This is a genomic window from Salicibibacter halophilus (assembly GCF_006740705.1).
Lineage (GTDB): Bacteria > Bacillota > Bacilli > Bacillales > Marinococcaceae > Salicibibacter > Salicibibacter halophilus.
Map to the genome: position 1 here is coordinate 2,026,030 of NZ_CP035485.1, position 17,938 is coordinate 2,043,967.

Consider the following 17,938-nt stretch of genomic DNA (forward strand, 5'->3'; position numbering starts at 1 on the left):
ACATTGTGTTTCATAAAGGGGCCCGGGGGTAATGGAATCTTATGCTACACTGAATCTACCGAAAGGGGGGAGGTAGCATTCAAGTGCGTACGATCTCGATCCAAAAACCGAAAGCATTCATCACGATGCTCGTGAAAAAATTTATAAACGATGAGACGACGGGACTGGCAGCACAATTGGCGTATTATTTCTTATTGTCTTTATTTCCGCTATTGCTATTTATTCTCACATTGCTTCCTTATTTTTCATTGCCGGTGTATCAGGTGGTGGAACTTATTCAGGCGTATGCGCCGGGGGAATCCGGGGACATCATTGCCAATAATATCGCTTCCCTTTTAAGCGAAACGAGGGGCGGGCTGCTTTCCATTGGTATTATCGGCACGCTTTGGACAGCGTCCCGGGGCATTAATGCTTTTATTCGCGCGACGAATCGTGCTTATGGCGTCGAAGAAACGAGGCCTTTCCTTAGCGTGAACCTTTTGTCGATAACACTCACCTTTTCGATGGTTTTTGTCGTTGCTATTACCTTGTTTTTGCCTGTTTTCGGACAAGCGATTATGAATATCATTCAATCATTCATTCCCATTGCCGATCAGTTGGAATTTCTCTACCAAATTTTAAGGTGGGTGTTCGCTGTTGGCATTATGGTTTTCGTTCTGATGATGTTGTACCGTGCTGCGCCCAACGCCTCTTTCAAGTTGCGTGAAGTGTTTTGGGGTGCGGTGACGGCAACCGTCGGATGGCAGCTGATTTCCGTCGGGTTTTCTTTTTACGTAACCAACTTTGGGAATTATGAGGCGACGTATGGCGCAATCGGAGGCATCATCGTACTGATGATCTGGTTTTATATAACGGGCATTATCCTGATCCTCGGCGGTCAAATCAACGCGGTGCTCTATAAGTGGACGAATGAAGAGAGGGGGAAATGAACAGGATAAAGGTGTAATGCGATCATCAATTGTCTGGAGGAATGGTGTATGAACGCGAAAGATGTTCTGATCGGAGTGGTCATCGGCGCGGTGACCATGTTGCTTACCGCGCCAATATCTGGGAAGAATATGCGTGGAGAGCTTAATGACCAAACGGCGAGATTGAAAAATAAAACGGCAAATGGGCTCAAAAATGTAGCTGAACAATCAAACCAGGCGGGCGGCCAAGCGCAAAACGCAGCCAATCAAATGAACCAAACGACAGCTGAAACAGCGGAACGTTTTCTGAATGAGTTGACATCCTCCGGTAATGAAGATCGAACCAGAGAATGAATGGGTCGACTTATGTAGCGTTTTCCGATTGGTCCGAATGTTGTTGTTCCTTTAACCTCTTTAACATGCCTTCGAACCCTTCTTCCGATCCGTCCCGCAAGTGGTGATCGACGGCCAGTCTGCATACATTGATCGCTTTTTGGGTTTCGCCGTTGTTTTCATGGATGATGATCAACCGTTTAAAGGATGGCATGAGCGGTAAGTTTTCAGGGTCGCGATCACCATCGAGATTTTCTGTAATGAATTTTTCAATAAATTCCGGGAAAATTTCAATATCCCTGCCGCAGTATTCCTTGCAGAGCCGTGAAGCATGGGTCCATTTATTCCTTTGCCTGTAATATAAATGGATGAATTGATTGAAGATAAAATGCAACTCAATCACGTTTTCTGCATTTCGTTCAGCGAGAGATAACATTTTTTCTTTTTCGAAAGGGTCTTCGATGTGCATCGCCTCGGCCCAAGTCGTTTTTTCAGGAACTTCAGGAGAAGGAAGCTCGTTATCGGTTGATTTCGTTTTAAAAAAAGAAAGCATTCCCATTGGCACCCACCCCTCTCGCCATAAGTATAACCATTGTGATTCGCATTGTCCAAGTTCGTTTTGTCCTATTTTCCATAGGGGGTATGCCCATTAAAAGAGGTTCCGAAACATCGGAACCTCTTTTTGGAACAGGAGGCGAGTGATAGGTGTTTTACCCCTCGTCTTTTTGGTCCAATGCCTGCTCGTTCACTTGTTGTTGTTCTTGTTGTGCTTGTTCTTGATCAATCTTTTCCTGCTCGATAAGATCTTGCTCCAGCAGTTTTTTACCTTCTGTAAATACGATCAATCGTGTCACTCCTTTCTTGCATCCGTCTCCTTATTATGTCCACGATTCGGATGTTTTATTGTGAAAAAATGTTATGATTGACGGAAACGGGTATGAGGGAGGATACGATGGCAGATACGTCTTATAAAAAAGCGCGTGAGCATGATCAGGATGATGCGTTGATCGAATTTCGCGAAGAATTTTACGTAAATGATGAAAAAATTTATTTTGATGGAAATTCGCTGGGAATATTATCCAAACGAGCGGAGAAAACCACGCTGGATGCATTGGAAAGTTGGAAGCAATACGGGATTGACGGTTGGACAGAGGGCGCAAATCCTTGGTTTTATTTTTCGGAAAACCTGGGAGTAAAAACAGCTCCACTCATTGGTGCCTTGCCGAATGAAGTGATCGTCACCGGATCCACGACGGTGAATCTTCATCAACTCGTGTCCACGTTTTACCAACCGAAAGGATCCAAAACGAAAATTTTAGCAGACGCATTAGCGTTTCCCACGGACATTTATGTATTGCAGAGCCAATTAAAGCTTAAAGGCTATGATCCGGAGGAGCACCTTGTCTTCGTTAAAAGCCGAGACGGAAAAACGTTTCACGAGGATGACATTATTGAAAAAATGACCGATAACATTGCGCTAATTGTTTTGCCGTCTGTTTTATATCGAAGTGGGCAGATTCTTCCGATGAAGCGCCTGACCGAAGCTGCGCATGAGCGAAACATCGCGATTGGGTTTGACTTGTGCCATTCGATCGGCGTTTTTCCCCACCATTTACATGATTGGGGCGTTGATTTTGCTGTCTGGTGCAATTATAAATATTTAAACGCCGGTCCCGGTGCAGTAGGAGGATTGTACGTCCATGAAAACCAGTTTGAACGGGAGCCCGGTTTGAGCGGTTGGTTCGGGTCACGCAAAGATAAACAATTTGATATGGAACATGCCATGACACCGGCGGATGATGCCGGAGCATACCAATTGGGAACGCCGCATATATTAAGTTCCGCCCCATTAACCGGCGCATTGGAATTGTTTGAGGAAGCAGGATTGGAACGGTTGCGAAACAAGTCTCTGGCACTCACTGGCTACATGATGGAATTGGTGGAAAGCAAACTGAAAGGAATGGGCTTTTCGATTGCCAACCCTCGCGAAGATGACCGGCGCGGCGGCCATGTTTACTTGGAACATCGGGAGGCGGCGCGCATTTGCAAAGCATTAAAGGCGGAAGGTGTCATTCCGGATTTCCGCGCTCCCAAAGGTATCCGATTGGCCCCCGTCCCGCTGTATAATACCTTCACAGAGGTTTGGCACGTGATCGATCGCTTACAAAAGATCATGGAAAAGGAAACGTACAAAAAGTATGAAAATAAGCGAGGAGTTGTGGCATAAATTGGGGAAAGAAACCACGTGGATTGATATCTCCCAACCGTTAGATCAAGACGTCGCGACTTGGCCGGACGACACCCCGTTTTCCTATGAACGGGCTGTAACAAAAAAGATAAGCGGATCGGTAAACATTGGCAAGCTGACGATGAGTTTGCATACCGGGACACATATCGATGCCCCGTTTCATTTTGATAATGAAGGAAGCGGCATCCTTGATTTGGATCTCACTGTTTTTATTGGCCGGGCTCGCATCATTGATGTCACACATTGCCAGGAAAGCATTGGGTTACAAGTTTTAGAATCGTTAGATACGGAAACGCTTCCCCCGCGTGTGCTATTGCGAACGTCGCTCCCGAATGACCGCAAACGGTTTCCGGAGAACGTTCCTTTTATAGATGCAAAAATTGTCCCTTTTTTAAAAGAAAAAGGGGTGCGTTTAATCGGCATGGACACTCCCTCCGTTGATCCATTGGACAGCAAAGCATTACCCGCGCATCACGCGCTTTTTGAGCATGGGATCCACATTTTGGAAAATGTGATGCTCGATGGATTAGCCCCCGGGGACTATGAACTCGTTGCTATGCCATTGCCTTTATCAGACGCAGATGGAAGCCCGGTGCGGGCGGCAGTAAGACCATTAGATAGAAAGGGAGAGCATGATGCGGGAAAAGAATCGGAATGAGGAAACAGATATCCATCTCGATTTTCAAGAGCAGATGACGTACGGCGACTATTTAGATCTCGAGCGGCTCCTATCCAGTCAGCATCGGTTGTCGGGACACCATGATGAGATGTTGTTTATTCTCATTCACCAAGTGCAGGAACTTTGGATGAAATTGATCTTGCACGAACTCAATGCTGCCGTAGAGGCTATTGAAAAAGGAGAATTGTCAGCAAGTTTTAAAATGTTGGCGCGGGTGTCGTCCATTGAATCGCAAATGATCCAGGCTTGGGATGTCCTGTCCACATTGACGCCTTCAGAATACATGGAATTCCGTGATTATCTCGGAAAAGCGTCCGGTTTCCAGTCGTATCAGTATCGGATGATTGAATTTGCCCTCGGTTATAAGACGCCCCATGTTCTGGAGATTTATGAAAAAGACCCAGCGTTACATAAACGGTTAAGTGAAGCGCTGCACCAACCGGGATTATATGATGTCTCGATTCAAGCATTGGCAAAAGCGGGATTTTCCATCCATCCGGCTGTATTAAACCGGGATGTGTCTGAAACGTATGAAGCTGACCCATCCGTGGAAAATGCTTGGCTCGAGGTCTATCGTGATGTCGAGAAACATTGGCGTCTGTATGAATTGGCAGAAAAGTTGGTGGATGTGGAAGACCAACTGCAGCAATGGCGCTTTCGGCATATGAAAACCGTCGAGCGCATTATTGGAAATAAAACCGGAACAGGCGGATCTTCCGGGGTCGGTTACCTAAAACACGTACTCAACCATCAGTTTTTCCCCGAGCTCTGGAACGTACGGACAAAAATTTAAGCTTGATGTGGTGCAGCTCGTTTAAACGCATTTGGGTGCCATGAACGGATCATGGCACCCTTGAGCGCATTTCATTGCCGATTTCCTGGTAAAAGCGTATAATTGCCTATCAATCTCTGAAATTTGTGGTGGCCTTTATGAGTCAAAATGAAAATTACAATAGAGTATTGATCGCAGGGTTATTAATTGCCGGCTCTTTTATCGCGGTCTTGAACCAGACGTTAATGATTACGGCTATCCCCCCGATCATGGAAGAAATGAATATTACCGCTAATACGGCCCAGTGGTTAACGACTGTTTTCATGCTCGTCAATGGGATAATGATACCGGTCTCCGCGTTTTTGATTGAAAAATTTACAACACGGCAACTTTTTTTGACGGCAATGGGTATTTTTACCCTCGGCACATTGCTCGGCGGATTGGCGACCAATTTTCCTTCGTTACTGACGGCCCGGATTATTCAATCTGCAGGTGCCGGGGTTATGTTGCCGCTCATGCAGACGATTTTTCTGCTTATATTTCCGGTGGAACGCCGGGGGACAGCGATGGGCTATATCGGGCTGGTTATTTCGTTTGCGCCGGCGATTGGACCGACGATCTCCGGTTGGGTGACCTCCAATTTTGAATGGCGTTTTTTATTTTGGGGAATCTTTCCGTTGGCTATAATAATGATGGTTGTGGCTTATTTTATCATGAGGAATGTGACAGACCGTAAGAATCCGAGCGTTGACCCAATATCTATCATTTTATCAACCCTTGGTTTTGGCGGACTGCTTTACGGGTTTACGAGTGCCGGCAACTACGGATGGGGCAGCCCGATCACCCTTGCTGTTTTGGCTGTCGGTACAGTGACCATTGTGATTTTTATTTTGCGACAGCTTCGCATGGCGCATCCGATGCTGGAAATGCGGGTCTTTAAACAGCGCATGTTTACCCTTTCGACGATCATTTGCGCGATTGGCTTTTTAGGGCTGATCGGCTTGGAGACCATCATTCCATTGTATTTGCAAAACATGCGCGGGTTTACGGCTATGGAAGCGGGACTCGTCTTATTGCCCGGTGCTTTGCTTTCCGGATTAATGGCACCGATCACGGGGCGTATCTTCGATCGGATTGGCGCAAAGGCCCTCGCGCTTCCCGGGCTTATATTGATGACGATCTCGACGTTTGCTTTTCTTTTCGTTGATACAACCACCTCGCTCACGTTTATAGCGGTAATGTTTGCGATTCGAATGTTTGGTTTTTCCATGGTGATGATGCCGGTGAACACCGCCGGGTTGAACACGATGCCGCCGAAGCTGATCCCCCACGGGGCGGCAGTTACCAATACGATGCGACAGATGGCCGCGTCAATAGGGACGGCGGTGCTGGTGACAACGATGACAACGACCGCTCAAGTGACTGACGGTAGTCCAAATATCGCCCATCCGGAAATTTTCGGTGCGATTGTTTCCTTTGGCCTGATGGGCCTTTTGACCGCGATTGCCTTACTGCTCTCTTTTCAATTGAAGCGAACGTACCCGCCGACAGATGAAGAGTGGGATGCCGGTTTAAAGCGAGAGATTGAGCAGCGGGAGACGGCTTGAAACGGTGTTGGAGGGTAGTGGAGCCGGGGATTTGAGGTGCAACGCACCCCGGAAAGGCAGGAATCATGGATTAGAGGTACGATGGAAAGCCCAACGCACCCCGGATAGGCAGGAATCATGGATTAGAGGTACGATGGAAAGCCCAACTGGAAGTAGAATAAAAGTTGGACACACAAAATTGGTGCATTGTTAAAATGGATCTAAAGGAGTGTGCCTATTTTGCAACATCATGATATAGAATTTAAACGGTATGCGGTGAAACTTATCGTTCATGAGGGTAAAAAAAGAGCAGATGTCGCGAGAGAGCATGGAATCTCCGCTAGCACGCTGGAAAATTGGGTGAGAAATTATCGTGAGGATAAGGGGGACTCCCTTTTCGGAAGCGGTTATCTCACGCCAGCGGAAGAGCAACATCAACGGGACGTGAAAAGAATTGAGGAATTGGAAGAAGAAGTGGCGATTCTAAAAAAGGCAGCGGCCTTCTTCGCCAAAAACCAGGAGTGATCTACCACTTCATCGAGGAACACCGACAAGAGTTTCGTGTGGCGAAGATGTGCGAGGTTTTAGGTGTTTCCAGAGGCGGCTATTACGAATGGCGCAACCGCCCGCAATGCCCGCAAAAACAGCGAAAAGAAACCATCGTTGAGGCCATCGAGCAAATCTTTATCCAATTCCGGAAAACGTTTGGGAGTCCGCGGATAACGAGGGAACTGCATAAACACGGCTTTACAGTCACTCAGAAAACGGTGTCGAATTATATGCGAGAATATGATCTTCGCCCAAAGACCGCCATGAAGAAAGGGAAAAAGACAACCGATTCCAATCATGATCACCCGGTGTATCCCAACCTGCTTCAACGGGATTTTCATACAGATCATCCCAACGAGGCTTGGGTGGCGGATATCACCTATATCTGGACCCGGGAAGGCTGGCTTTACCTGGCATCGGTGATGGACTTATTTTCTCGTAAGATCATTGGCTGGAATATCAGTCACCGTCTCACGAAAGAACTGGCCATAACTGCCTTACATCGGGCGATGCGCCTTCAACCTCCGCAAGAGGGACTCATCCACCACTCAGACCGGGGGAGCCAATATGCCTCCCATGCCTATCAGGCTATTCTCCAGGAACACGGCATGCTCACAAGTATGAGCCGGAAAGGCGATTGTTATGACAATGCGTGCATCGAGTCTTTTCACGCTACCATTGAAAAAGATCTGCTGGCCCATGAAACCTACGATACACGGGAGGAGGCTAAGATGAGCGTTTGGGAGTACATTGCCTGCTTTTACAACGAAGAACGTACCCATTCCACCATTGGCTATATGTCGCCTAACCAATTCGACCGGCAGTATAGACAAGCTCAAAGAGGCGACATGACGGTGTAACGAAAAAACGCTGATAGCAAATATGATCGTTATGCTGGGAGCCGTGAAGTTTACCTTTGACAGCTGTGCCCGATGCCCCGATTCATCGGTTGGGGATGGGGCCCCTCCGCCGAATCGGGAGCATCGATCGGTTCGTGGTACACTGACGGATGCGGCTGATGCGCCCATGAGCTTTTTTCTCCCAGCCGCCATCAGATGCACACCACGAACCGAAGCAGCTGTCAAAGGCGGCGGATTCAGAAATAGCAACTTGAAACTTGAGGACTAAAAAGGCACCAATTTTCTGTGCTCGTATTATTGACATAACTCCAGTTGGAACCTTCTTCGCACCCCGGTTCAGTGATTTTTGCCGTTTCGGGGTGCGTTGGATCCTCCTTCGCACCCCGGATCAGCGATTTTTTGCCGTTTCGGGGTGCGTTGGTGCCTTCATCTTTCTTCATCCCCCGATCAGCATTTTAGCAGTTGCACCCATAGGATCAATGGTCGATGATGCCGGCCAATCAACCATCAATAAAATGTGTGTATCGGCCACTTCCAACGCGTTTATAATGCGTACCAAGAATTCTCGATACTTTTTTCTTATCGCCTTTCAGCGCACACCATTCAATAATGGCAGGAGTGGTTATTTTCTTTTCCGGAAAAAGCATTTTAAATTCTTCAATACTTCGAAGCAATCCAGTTTTGAATGTTTCTTCATGGCCACAGCTACCACATCTAAAGCCGAATGTTTCAGCTGTAAAAAACACAATCTTGGAGCACTTGGCACAAACCACCCCTTTCTCCAGTTGATCAAAGTCATAATCCGGAAGATCGGTATGCGGGGGCTTCTCTTCATGTAAGGTAGCTAAGCGTTCAGCGAGATGCTCATGTTTGCGATTGATCTTAGAGGGTTCGCGGTTCAATTTGTTCATATAGCGTTGAAGTTGGGATGGAAAAACAGCCGGAAGATGGTGGGAAGCATTATACAGCATAAATGCAGGGTGGATGAAAATAAGGAGGGGCTCAACCGGAAGAAAGTTCATCTTGAGGCTTTGAAATAATTGGCGCAGGAGGTAATCGCTTCGTTTTAATTGCAGCAATGGATCGTTGATTTCCTTGCCGGACATCACATACCACTTGTCATGCTCAGTATAATAGTCACCTTCATAATATTTCACATTAAAAAGATAGATTTTGTTAGAAAAAATAAGCAGTGTATCGATTTGAAAAAGTTGTTGTTTATGTTTGAGCAGCAAGTCATTGACGATGAGACTTTCATTTTTTAGATCTTCCAGCCACACATCCAGCTGGAGTTCGCCTTCATATCCTTTCTCGAGATTTGAAAAATGCTGTTTATCCGGTAGCGTCATTCTAGGATTTAATAATCGTAATATTTTTAATTCAAAAGGTTCTTCACGTTCTTTTATTATCATAGCCCACATCCTTTCATTATAAGTATACCAGAATGAAAGAACCCGCGCACTTCCGGCGCGGGCTTCGGCCTTATTTCCATCCCCTCTCATACTCGGATTCGACAGTCGCTAGGCAAACAAAATCCCGCAAATGGGCACAGGAATGCCGGTTTGCAGGATTTTTGGACATACGTGGCGTGTAACTAGGTTTTAGCCTGTATATCGAAGACCTTGGGAGGTGCTTCAAGGCCCAATGTGCTAAGGATTTGGCGCTGTTCATGGGTGATTTCTGTGCGCTGCTGAAAGTCTCCTTTTTCGGAAGAATAATGGCCAAGATGCATCTGATTCATCGTCTTTCTGATCGTTCGCCACGTTTGTTTCGTTTGGACTTCTGCGACTCGAATCAATAATAACGCTAGCCAGTTGACCAGGATATGAGACTGAATCCGTTCCTCTAACCGATGGTGCATGGGACGCAGGTTTAGGCTGGATTTCAGGTCACGAAAGGAAGTTTCGACTTCAATCAACTGCTTATATCCCAAGGCCACATCTTCAACCGACAACGTATCGTCCGATGTCCGAATAAGGTATTTGCCGTCATAACGCGCGGCGTCACGAATGGCTTGCTTGTTTCGTTTTAGTTGACCATTTTTCAGCTGTCGCAGGTAACGGCCATAGACCTTATGGCTGCGTAGATCACAGACAGCTTTCGTGTGTTGCTTACCCGAGAGATCGCCCAACTCCTCGAGCTTTTTGGTAAGTGTCTCCACGATCGACGCTCGCTGTTTGCGCGCTTTGTCGGCTTCCTTGGGGTTAGACACGAGCACGAATCGTTTGCGAGCTTCTCCGTCGCCGACAATGATTTCTTTTGCTTTCAGGTTATCGCGGATGGTGTGATAGCGTCCTTTGCGAGCCAATGCTTCTTCTGTCTCCGGTTTACCGGCGCGCATGCGCTCTCCGGCGATATAATGCCCACCGGCACGTTGCAGATAACGGAGGTTATCTTCGGATGAGAAGCCTCGGTCGACAACACTGATCACACGACCTAATTTCCAGCCAACAAGATCATTCTTGACTTCCTCGACGACACTCATGTCCGAGGTGTTGCCCGGCCAGGCCCAGCAACGGATGGGGATGCCTTCACGGGTAACTGCCAAACCAATCACGGTTTGAAGCAAATCTGGCCGATGATCTTTGGAATATCCGAGCTGACGGAAGTTTTCCCCTTCCGGGGCTTCATGGGGCTCTACCTCGAAGTACGAGGAAGTGGTGTCAAAATAAATCAGGTCGACTTCTAGGTTTAAGAGGTTGGCCACCGAAAAATACACCTGTTTTTCCAAGGCATCTCTGACCTCTAGCAACACATCCATCGTTCGATAAAGCTGCTGGGAGGAAACCTCCTCAAGAGCCGGAATCGCAACGTCATGGCGCACCCAATCTTCCATGGCCAACTTGCTGGAAGGAGACAAGGCTCGATTCGCTACCATGGCAAAAAGGAGGCGTTCGATATCCGTATCATGATGCCGATGACGAAGGAGATCTTTGAAAATGTCATCCAGTTCCAGCTTCCGCCATAACTGGTGCAGTAGCCAGGCCCCTCCCAGGCGTTTGCTGGATTCAAACCGAAAATCGATGGCATCACCGATATTTTCCTGGGCTTTTAACGCTTCTTCCGGCGAAAGGAATCGGGTGATGCTTTTGGCCAGACGTTCCAGGGAGGCGGCGTCCACTTGATCGGTCCGCCCCAACGAGTAAATCACCCTTGCTTTCGCATATTTGGCCTTCGGATCCCATTCATTCTGCGCCAGTTGGAGGTACGTAACTTGGCTACCATCTTTGTTTTTGCGTTTCACTTTTCGTAAGTACATGCCCATATAATAGCAATAAAAACCCTGTATGTAAAGGACATTTATCCACAAATGTGTGCCTATGAATAATTGCCTTTTCACTCTGTCCACTGTGGATAAATGTTTGATACATCAGGGGTTATGCATAAAAAAAGAGCACATAGTGTGCCCATGACTGTCGAAGCCGAGTCATATTGCGGTGGGATATCCAACTTCTCGGTTTGATGAACATCTCGCGATGCCCTGTACGGAAAATATGGATCCCGCAACATTTCGCGTGCCATCAAAACAAGGTCGGCACGGCCATTACGGATATGGTCATCCGCTTGCATCCCTTCATTAATCAGGCCGACTGCAGCTGTCCGGATATCTGCGCCCTGCCGAATTTTTTCCGCAAAAGCAACTTGATACCCCGAACCAACATCAATATTGGGATTGGGAGTATTTCCACCGGAACTACAGTCGATAAGGTCTACGCCTTCTGCCTTTAATCTTTTCGACAATTCGACGGAATCGTCGAGCGTCCAACCGCCATCCGCCCAATCGGAACTGGAAATCCTGACCGTGAAAGGCAAATCCTCCGGCCATTCCGAGCGTATCACACGCACTGTTTCTATCGTAAAACGGAGGCGGTTCTCAAAACTCCCCCCGTATTGATCGTTGCGTTCATTCGCGAGCGGCGAATAAAAACTATGAGCCAAATAACCATGAGCAGCGTGGAACTCTACCCATTGAAAACCCGCTTCTCTGGATCTAATCGTCGCTTGGCGAAACGCCTCCTGAATCTCTTGGATACCCTCGACAGTTAGCTCTTGCGGTGTCCGATACTTTTCGGAAAACGGAATCGCGCTTGGCCCTACAACTTCCCATCCGCCGTCATCGTCGGGGAGGTTCACGCCGTAGTCTTCTCGCTTCCACGGTGCATACGTCGATGCTTTTCTGCCTGCATGCGCCAACTGGATGCCTGGAACCGCTCCTTGTGCTTTAATAAAATCGGTCACTCTCTGAAAAGCTTCAATATGTTGATCTGAAAAAATCCCAAGATCTTCGGCGGATATTCGGCCTCGAGCCTCTACAGCCGAAGCCTCGGCGATCACAAGTCCTGCCCCGCCAACCGCTCGGGAACCGAGATGAACGAGATGCCAATCGTTGGGAAACCCATCGTCGGAACTATATTGGCACATCGGTGAAACACCGATTCTGTTTCGCAACGTTATATTTTTTATCGTTAACGGAGAAAAAAGATGCGGCATAAAGTGCTCCTTTCTTTTAATGGTCGGAAAAACTATAATCCTAGCTGGCAACAGCTACTTTCACATCGACCCTCCATCATTTTTCAATGATTTTTCCAAAATCCTATCATCAACCCGGTGACAACCGCCCCGACAATAATCGCGATTGCATAGCCGATGGTGTTGGTAACCGCTGGCGTCAACATAGTGAGCACACCTCCGTGTCCGGCTTGCAGAGTAACGCCAAATAGCATGGCAAGCCCTCCTGCAACGGACGATCCTACAATCACTGATGGAAGGACCCGGCCTGGGTCAGCCGCGGCAAAAGGGATCGCCCCTTCCGTTACAAAAAATCCGCCTAAAACGTAGTTGGTACGGCCGGAATCCCGTTGTTCAAGGGTAAACTTATCTTTAAAGAATGTGGTGGCAAGGGCAATTCCAAGCGGCGGCACCATCCCGCCGGCCATAATCGCTGCATGCGGCCCGAACTGACCGGCATCGATCATGGCAAGGCCAAATGTGAACGCGGCTTTGTTCACAGGGCCGCCCAAGTCAACGGCCATCATCCCGCCGAGTATAATCCCAAGAATGACAATGTTGCCCGTTTGCATGCCTTCCAACCAATTTTCAAGAAATAACGTAAAAGCCGCCAATGGTTCAATAAGAACAAAGTGCATGACGATACCGATGATAAAAATACTGATTAAGGGATAAAAAAGAATCGTTTTAATGCCGTCAAATGTAGCCGGCAGTCCAGAAAATAATTTTTTCAATCCTAAAATCAAATAACCAGCGAGAAACCCGGCAATAATCCCTCCGATAAACCCAGCATCACCGGTGGTTGCCATAAAGCCGCCGACCATGCCGGGTGCCAATCCGGGGCGATCCGCGATGCTCATCGCGATGAAACCGGCAAGAACGGCGACCATAAGTCCGAAGGCATGTTCACCACCAATGGAATCAAGGGCGGCCGCAAATTCATTATATTGGGGGAATCGGGATCGGCTGCATCGATGCCGAAAAAAAATGAGAAGGCGATTAATATCCCGCCGCCCACTACAAACGGCAGCATGTGGGATACGCCATTCATTAAATGCTTATAGAAACCAAAACCGCCTCCACCACGGGAGCCTTCGGAAGATTCGCCGCCGGCTTCACCTGAAGCTTGATGGATCGGTGCGTCTGTACTTGTTGCCCGGTCAAACAGCGACGCCGCATGGCGAATGCCGTCTCCGACACTGGCATGTACAAGTGGCTTTCCATGAAAACGATCCGTTTCTACTTTTGTGTCGGAAGCAATAATAATGGCATCCGCTGCTTCAATTTCATCAGCCGTCAATCGGTTTTTCACACCATCGGATCCGTTAGTTTCCACTTTGATGCTGATATTTCGGTTTTTAGCCTCGTCTTTTAACCCGTCAGCGGCCATATAGGTATGGGCGATACCGGTTGGACAGCCGGTGACACCTAATAGGCGGGGAGGTTCGTTTTCTTCTACGCTGTCTTCTTCGCTTCCTAGCTTTTCTTCTTCCGTTTTATTAATGGCTGTCAAAATGGCTTCTTTCGACCCTGCGTCCAGTAATTGTTCACGAAATGATTCATCCATGAGCAGTGTCGACAACCTCGAAAGCGTTTGCAAGTGATCTTGGTGAGCGCCCTCGCTGGCGGCGATCATGAAAAAGAGATGCGCTGGTTGGCCGTCCAACGAATTATAATCAATGCCTGATGTCGAGCGCCCGAAAACGATGGCAGGTGTTTTTACAGCATCCGTTTTCGCATGCGGGATCGCTACCCCTTCACCGATCCCCGTGCTGCTCTCTGACTCGCGTTTTTCGATCTCGGATTTAAACGTATCACGATCCGACAAATAACCATTCTCATCGAGAACCGAAGTTAGTTCAGCAATCACATCGTCCTTTTTTTCCGATGCCAGATTTAAAATCATCGTCTCCGAACGTAATAAGTCGGTAATTTTCACAATGCTTCCCCCTAAATATTTAAATACTCGCCGCGCATGGTACTGCTGAATCGATCCACTTCCGCTTTCGTGCAGAAACCTTCGGAAAATGCACTCGCGCTCCCCGCGGCAACAGCGTACACTGCCGCTTCACGTAAATCATTCGTTTCTTCGTACTTCGCGAGAAAGCCCGCGACGGTTGAATCACCGGCACCAACAGAATTGACAAGCGTTCCCTTAGGAGACTTTATGTGTATCATCTTCTCCTCTCCGATATAAAGCGCTCCACGGCTTGCCATGGAGACAAGTATATGCGGTACCCGATAGTCCTTTTGTAATTGTCTTCCATAAGTGGCTGCTTCAGACAATGAATCAATCGAAACGCCATAGAGTTCCGCTAGCTCATGGTGGTTCGGTTTCGTAAAAAATGGCCGTGCCCGTAACGTATGATGAAGCGCCCCGCCGTTTGTATCCACGTAACAACGGATGCCTTTGGGCATCAATGAACGGACAATGTCATGGTACGTGTCGGATGAAACTGTTTTGGGCAAGCTACCTGCCAATACGAGCGTATCCCCCTCCTCCAGCAATTCGAACTTTTGTTTTAACTCGGACATATTACCCTCAGTAATTCGGGGAGACTTCCCGTTTATTTCAGTTTCCTCCAACGTTTTCAATTTAATATTCAGGCGCGTGTCATCCTGAATGGAGACGAAATCCGTCTTAATATTTTCCTCCTCGAGGGTTTCTTTGAGAAAACGGCCGGTAAAACCGCCGACAAAGCCAAGTGCCGTATTATCATAACCGAGTCGGTGCAGAACCCTGGAAACGTTAATTCCCTTGCCCCCCGGATACTTCCTATCCTCTTCTGACCGATTAATCTTGCCCATTTCGAAATCAGGGACTCGCGCGATATAATCCACGGCCGGATTGAGCGTTAATGTATAGATCACAACTTCACAGTCCTTACTTCTGTAAATTCCCGGAAACGTTCAAAACCTGCTTCTTCTCCATCAGCAGAGGCAATCAACCCTGCTTCACCCAGGCCGGCAACCCTGGCGAATGATACTTCTCCCAGCTTCGAGTGATCGACAAGCACATACGATTGACTCCCAAGCTGCAAGGCGGTTTCTTTTATCATGGCTTCCTCGGGGTCCGGGGTCGTGTACCCATGTTGTTCATGAATACCGTTCATCCCGAGAAAACATTTGTCAAAACGATATTCTGACAGTGCTCTCACTACTTTCGGGCCGATGAGTGCGGCGGTTTCTTTTTTTACCCTGCCGCCAGTGATATACGTTTCAATGTCATAATCAATGAGCCGCTGGACATGCTGGGTCCCGTTCGTTACAACGATAACACCTTTATCGGCAAGAACAGGGATCATCTCAATCGTGGTCGTGCCAGCATCGAGAAAAATACAATCTTTATCTTGAACGAGACCGGCGGCGTATCTGGCAACAGCTACCTTCTCTTTCCGATTTTTGGACGTTTTCTCCGCGATCGTGGGCTCTTCTTTTCTCCTTTTCGCTAGCGAGGCGCCACCGTGCACTCTTTTGAGCTGTTGCTCCTTTTCCAATTCAATTAAATCTCTGCGAATGGTAGATTCCGATGCACTTGTCTCATCGATTAATTGCTGAATCGAGACGTTTTCTTTCTTTTGCAGAAGCTGAAGAATCGCTTCTTGCCGTTCTACATGTAACATGGCGCACCTCTGTAAACGTTTTCTTTTATATTACACTCCATTTTCATTCATTGTCAATCATATATATTCAAAATAAATCATTTTCATTCATAATAGTACATATCAGCAAGGGCGGGAGATCGCTTCCATAGCTTCAGCAAATCCTACGTAAAAGTGAATGATTTTAAAAAGGAAGGAGTGTGAAAAGCCATGAAGACGTTGAGGCCTGTGCAGGATTATGAGGTGAGCACGGCTGAGAGGGAGAGGAAAAGACGGATGTTTATGGAGGAGAAGCCGGGCGGGTATTCGTTGAGATGCGGAACAATCCCATTGTTATTTTTGTTGATTATGTAACCGCCACTACGGCGGTTGAGTTGAACAAGAGAAAACTATCGCAATGACTCAGGAGGAAGGCTTCCTTAAAGAATTCTAATTTAATTCTTTATGGACCCATTTTCTTTATCGCGTTCAATACTAAATCTCACGCTACGGCATAAACCCTTCCCGGCTCACAAAAATTTGATCATCGGAAAAGACACGCCGAAACAGGTTTAGTAGCTTTTCATAAGTTACCGGTTCATACCATTTTTCCAAGCCCAGTTCTTCATATTTTGATCGAATCCCCAAGTTCGCGGTGCGCCGTCCCCCGCTTCCATCGCCCATAAAATAATCATCGATGCACACACGGTCGGTATGAGTCTTTACGATATCCGGGAATTCCCGGCTGCTCGGCAAAAGTGGCGCGATGGTCGCCTGGGTGGGCACACCTGCCTCTTTTAGCATTTGCAATGTCTTTAAACGCCCGCGAATGGCCGGGGCATCCGGTGTGAAGTGTTTGCGGATGTCTTCGCGGTCGGTCTCGATCGTCATACTCACGCGAATGCGATCTTCCAAGCGTAAAAATAAATCAATATCTCTATGAGCCATCGGGCTTCGCGTCTGCACGAAAAAGAAATCCGGGGGATTATCGATCATAACTTCGAGGAGCGAGCGTGTGATACGCTCTTTATGCTCGGCCGGTTGATAAGGATCGGTGCTTGACGACATAAAGATCGTGACCGGGTCCCCTTTTTTCTTCGCTCGTGTCAGTTCTTTCTGCAAAAGTTCCGCCGCGCCTTTTTTCACATCAACCCACGAACCCCACTCCCCATCGCGGAACGTAGACACAGGCATTTGGCGAACATAGCAAAAAGAACAGCCGTACGCACATCCTGTATAAGGGTTCAAGGAATGGCTGTATCCGGATAAAAAGCCCGTCCCTTTGTTCAGAATCGTTTTCGGGTATTTATATAGCAATTCACTTTGCATAGATAGCACCGGTTTCCTCAAGTTCCAATAAATGCCGCTTCATTTCAATCCCTCCTCTTTGAGGTAAGGGTGCATCCCTCGATCATCCCGAACAAGCTGAACGTTTGCCACTGCCCGATCCGCCCATGACTTCAATTCTTCAAAAGAAAGATTTGGCGACCCCATATAGCATAGCCCATGTTCCGTAGCGGCGAGGTAGAAACTCCAGGTTCCATATTCAAGGCTGCTCCAACAGATACGATGGTTCACTTCCATCCCCTCCCTTGCTTTCGATCGTTTCTGAGCCCCATGTGATAAAATAGAAGGAGTGATGTTCTTTGACACCGATCACTCCGTCATTGACGATCGGGATTACAGCGTTTGCATGGGCGGTATTTCGCAGCTTGCGCCAATCGCCCATCCTTGAAAATACGGATATTTTCCTTTTTTGGCACTCTCGATTTGCAGGATGGCCGGCAAAAAACACCGGTCGTGCGGACCCCGTAGAAAAACTTATCGTCGTAAGCGGAATCATTATCAACAATCGCTGTCCAATACGCAGACGGAACGCTCATCTCATCACCTCTATGTTTATTATAACAAGA

General features: G+C 47.6%; 14 protein-coding genes and 4 pseudogenes. 7 read left to right on the forward strand and 11 right to left on the reverse strand.

Going from position 1 to position 17,938, the window contains the following annotated elements; all coding sequences use genetic code 11:
* Positions 1-83: 83 nt before the first annotated feature.
* The gene (locus EPH95_RS09840; RefSeq protein WP_227003872.1) at positions 84-929 is read left to right on the forward strand and encodes a YihY/virulence factor BrkB family protein; all 846 of its coding nucleotides are present in this window, start codon (positions 84-86) and stop codon (positions 927-929) included.
* A 48-nt stretch (positions 930-977) separates the two neighbouring features.
* Complete coding sequence (locus tag EPH95_RS09845; protein WP_142089555.1) at positions 978-1,262, forward strand: YtxH domain-containing protein; 285 nt, start codon at positions 978-980, stop codon at positions 1,260-1,262.
* A gap of 10 nt (positions 1,263-1,272) precedes the next feature.
* Here the strand turns inward: EPH95_RS09845 and EPH95_RS09850 are convergent, their stop codons facing one another.
* The gene (locus tag EPH95_RS09850) at positions 1,273-1,800 is read right to left on the reverse strand and encodes a hypothetical protein (protein WP_142089556.1); all 528 of its coding nucleotides are present in this window, start codon (positions 1,798-1,800) and stop codon (positions 1,273-1,275) included.
* 151 nt (positions 1,801-1,951) lie between these two features.
* Positions 1,952-2,086, reverse strand: a complete 135-nt coding sequence (locus EPH95_RS19495) for a hypothetical protein (RefSeq protein WP_264371937.1) — start codon at positions 2,084-2,086, stop codon at positions 1,952-1,954.
* Positions 2,087-2,193: 107 nt separating this feature from the next.
* Here EPH95_RS19495 and kynU point away from each other — a divergent pair, with 107 nt between their 5' ends.
* The 5 genes and pseudogenes from kynU to EPH95_RS09880 all read left to right on the forward strand — a co-directional run bounded on the left by kynU (position 2,194) and on the right by EPH95_RS09880 (position 7,935).
* Complete coding sequence (gene kynU, locus EPH95_RS09855; RefSeq protein WP_405127381.1) at positions 2,194-3,468, forward strand: kynureninase; 1,275 nt, start codon at positions 2,194-2,196, stop codon at positions 3,466-3,468.
* Positions 3,458-4,147: an arylformamidase gene (kynB, locus tag EPH95_RS09860; RefSeq protein ID WP_405127382.1), complete on the forward strand. Its 690-nt coding sequence runs from the start codon at positions 3,458-3,460 to the stop codon at positions 4,145-4,147. The genes kynU and kynB overlap by 11 nt, the downstream gene beginning before the upstream one ends.
* Complete coding sequence (gene kynA / locus EPH95_RS09865; protein WP_142089561.1) at positions 4,122-4,961, forward strand: tryptophan 2,3-dioxygenase; 840 nt, start codon at positions 4,122-4,124, stop codon at positions 4,959-4,961. The genes kynB and kynA overlap by 26 nt, the downstream gene beginning before the upstream one ends.
* A gap of 137 nt (positions 4,962-5,098) precedes the next feature.
* Positions 5,099-6,547, forward strand: a complete 1,449-nt coding sequence (locus EPH95_RS09870) for an MDR family MFS transporter (protein WP_142089563.1) — start codon at positions 5,099-5,101, stop codon at positions 6,545-6,547.
* Positions 6,548-6,763: 216 nt separating this feature from the next.
* A pseudogene (locus EPH95_RS09880) lies at positions 6,764-7,935 on the forward strand (IS3 family transposase).
* A 500-nt stretch (positions 7,936-8,435) separates the two neighbouring features.
* On the opposite strand, the gene EPH95_RS09885 reads toward EPH95_RS09880, so the two are convergent.
* From EPH95_RS09885 to EPH95_RS09925, 9 genes and pseudogenes are all read right to left on the reverse strand, one after another.
* Entirely contained in the window at positions 8,436-9,437 is a 1,002-nt protein-coding gene (locus EPH95_RS09885; protein ID WP_142089565.1) for a nuclease-related domain-containing protein, read from the reverse strand.
* 92 nt (positions 9,438-9,529) lie between these two features.
* Positions 9,530-11,194, reverse strand: a complete 1,665-nt coding sequence (locus EPH95_RS09890; protein WP_142087022.1) for an IS1634 family transposase — start codon at positions 11,192-11,194, stop codon at positions 9,530-9,532.
* 197 nt (positions 11,195-11,391) lie between these two features.
* Positions 11,392-12,426 (reverse strand): annotated as a pseudogene (locus EPH95_RS09895) (NADH:flavin oxidoreductase/NADH oxidase); the annotation flags it as partial.
* A gap of 83 nt (positions 12,427-12,509) precedes the next feature.
* Positions 12,510-14,383, reverse strand: a pseudogene (locus EPH95_RS09900) (PTS fructose transporter subunit IIABC).
* An 11-nt stretch (positions 14,384-14,394) separates the two neighbouring features.
* Positions 14,395-15,315 carry a 1-phosphofructokinase gene (pfkB, locus tag EPH95_RS09905; RefSeq protein WP_142089569.1) on the reverse strand — a complete coding sequence of 307 codons (921 nt, stop codon included), beginning with the start codon at positions 15,313-15,315 and terminating at the stop codon, positions 14,395-14,397.
* The gene (locus EPH95_RS09910; protein ID WP_142089571.1) at positions 15,312-16,067 is read right to left on the reverse strand and encodes a DeoR/GlpR family DNA-binding transcription regulator; all 756 of its coding nucleotides are present in this window, start codon (positions 16,065-16,067) and stop codon (positions 15,312-15,314) included. The genes pfkB and EPH95_RS09910 overlap by 4 nt, the downstream gene beginning before the upstream one ends.
* 465 nt (positions 16,068-16,532) lie before the next feature.
* Entirely contained in the window at positions 16,533-17,354 is an 822-nt protein-coding gene (locus tag EPH95_RS09915) for an SPL family radical SAM protein (protein ID WP_142091576.1), read from the reverse strand.
* A gap of 39 nt (positions 17,355-17,393) precedes the next feature.
* On the reverse strand, positions 17,394-17,603 hold the full coding sequence (locus EPH95_RS09920; RefSeq protein ID WP_142089573.1) for a hypothetical protein: 210 nt from the start codon (positions 17,601-17,603) through the stop codon (positions 17,394-17,396).
* Positions 17,604-17,698: 95 nt separating this feature from the next.
* Positions 17,699-17,908: pseudogene (locus EPH95_RS09925) on the reverse strand (Ada metal-binding domain-containing protein); the annotation flags it as partial.
* Positions 17,909-17,938: the final 30 nt, after the last annotated feature.

Excerpts from the sequence above, each read along its gene's own strand:
- kynA (WP_142089561.1), top strand. The coding sequence starts at position 4,122 with ATGATGCGGGAAAAGAATCGGAATGAGGAAACAGATATCCATCTCGAT.
- EPH95_RS09885 (WP_142089565.1), bottom strand. The coding sequence starts at position 9,437 with ATGAGAGGGGATGGAAATAAGGCCGAAGCCCGCGCCGGAAGTGCGCGG.
- EPH95_RS09915 (WP_142091576.1), bottom strand. The coding sequence starts at position 17,354 with ATGCAAAGTGAATTGCTATATAAATACCCGAAAACGATTCTGAACAAA.
- EPH95_RS09870 (WP_142089563.1), top strand. The coding sequence starts at position 5,099 with ATGAGTCAAAATGAAAATTACAATAGAGTATTGATCGCAGGGTTATTA.
- EPH95_RS09890 (WP_142087022.1), bottom strand. The coding sequence starts at position 11,194 with ATGTACTTACGAAAAGTGAAACGCAAAAACAAAGATGGTAGCCAAGTT.
- kynU (WP_405127381.1), top strand. The coding sequence starts at position 2,194 with ATGGCAGATACGTCTTATAAAAAAGCGCGTGAGCATGATCAGGATGAT.
- EPH95_RS09845 (WP_142089555.1), top strand. The coding sequence starts at position 978 with ATGAACGCGAAAGATGTTCTGATCGGAGTGGTCATCGGCGCGGTGACC.
- EPH95_RS09850 (WP_142089556.1), bottom strand. The coding sequence starts at position 1,800 with ATGGGAATGCTTTCTTTTTTTAAAACGAAATCAACCGATAACGAGCTT.
- EPH95_RS09910 (WP_142089571.1), bottom strand. The coding sequence starts at position 16,067 with ATGTTACATGTAGAACGGCAAGAAGCGATTCTTCAGCTTCTGCAAAAG.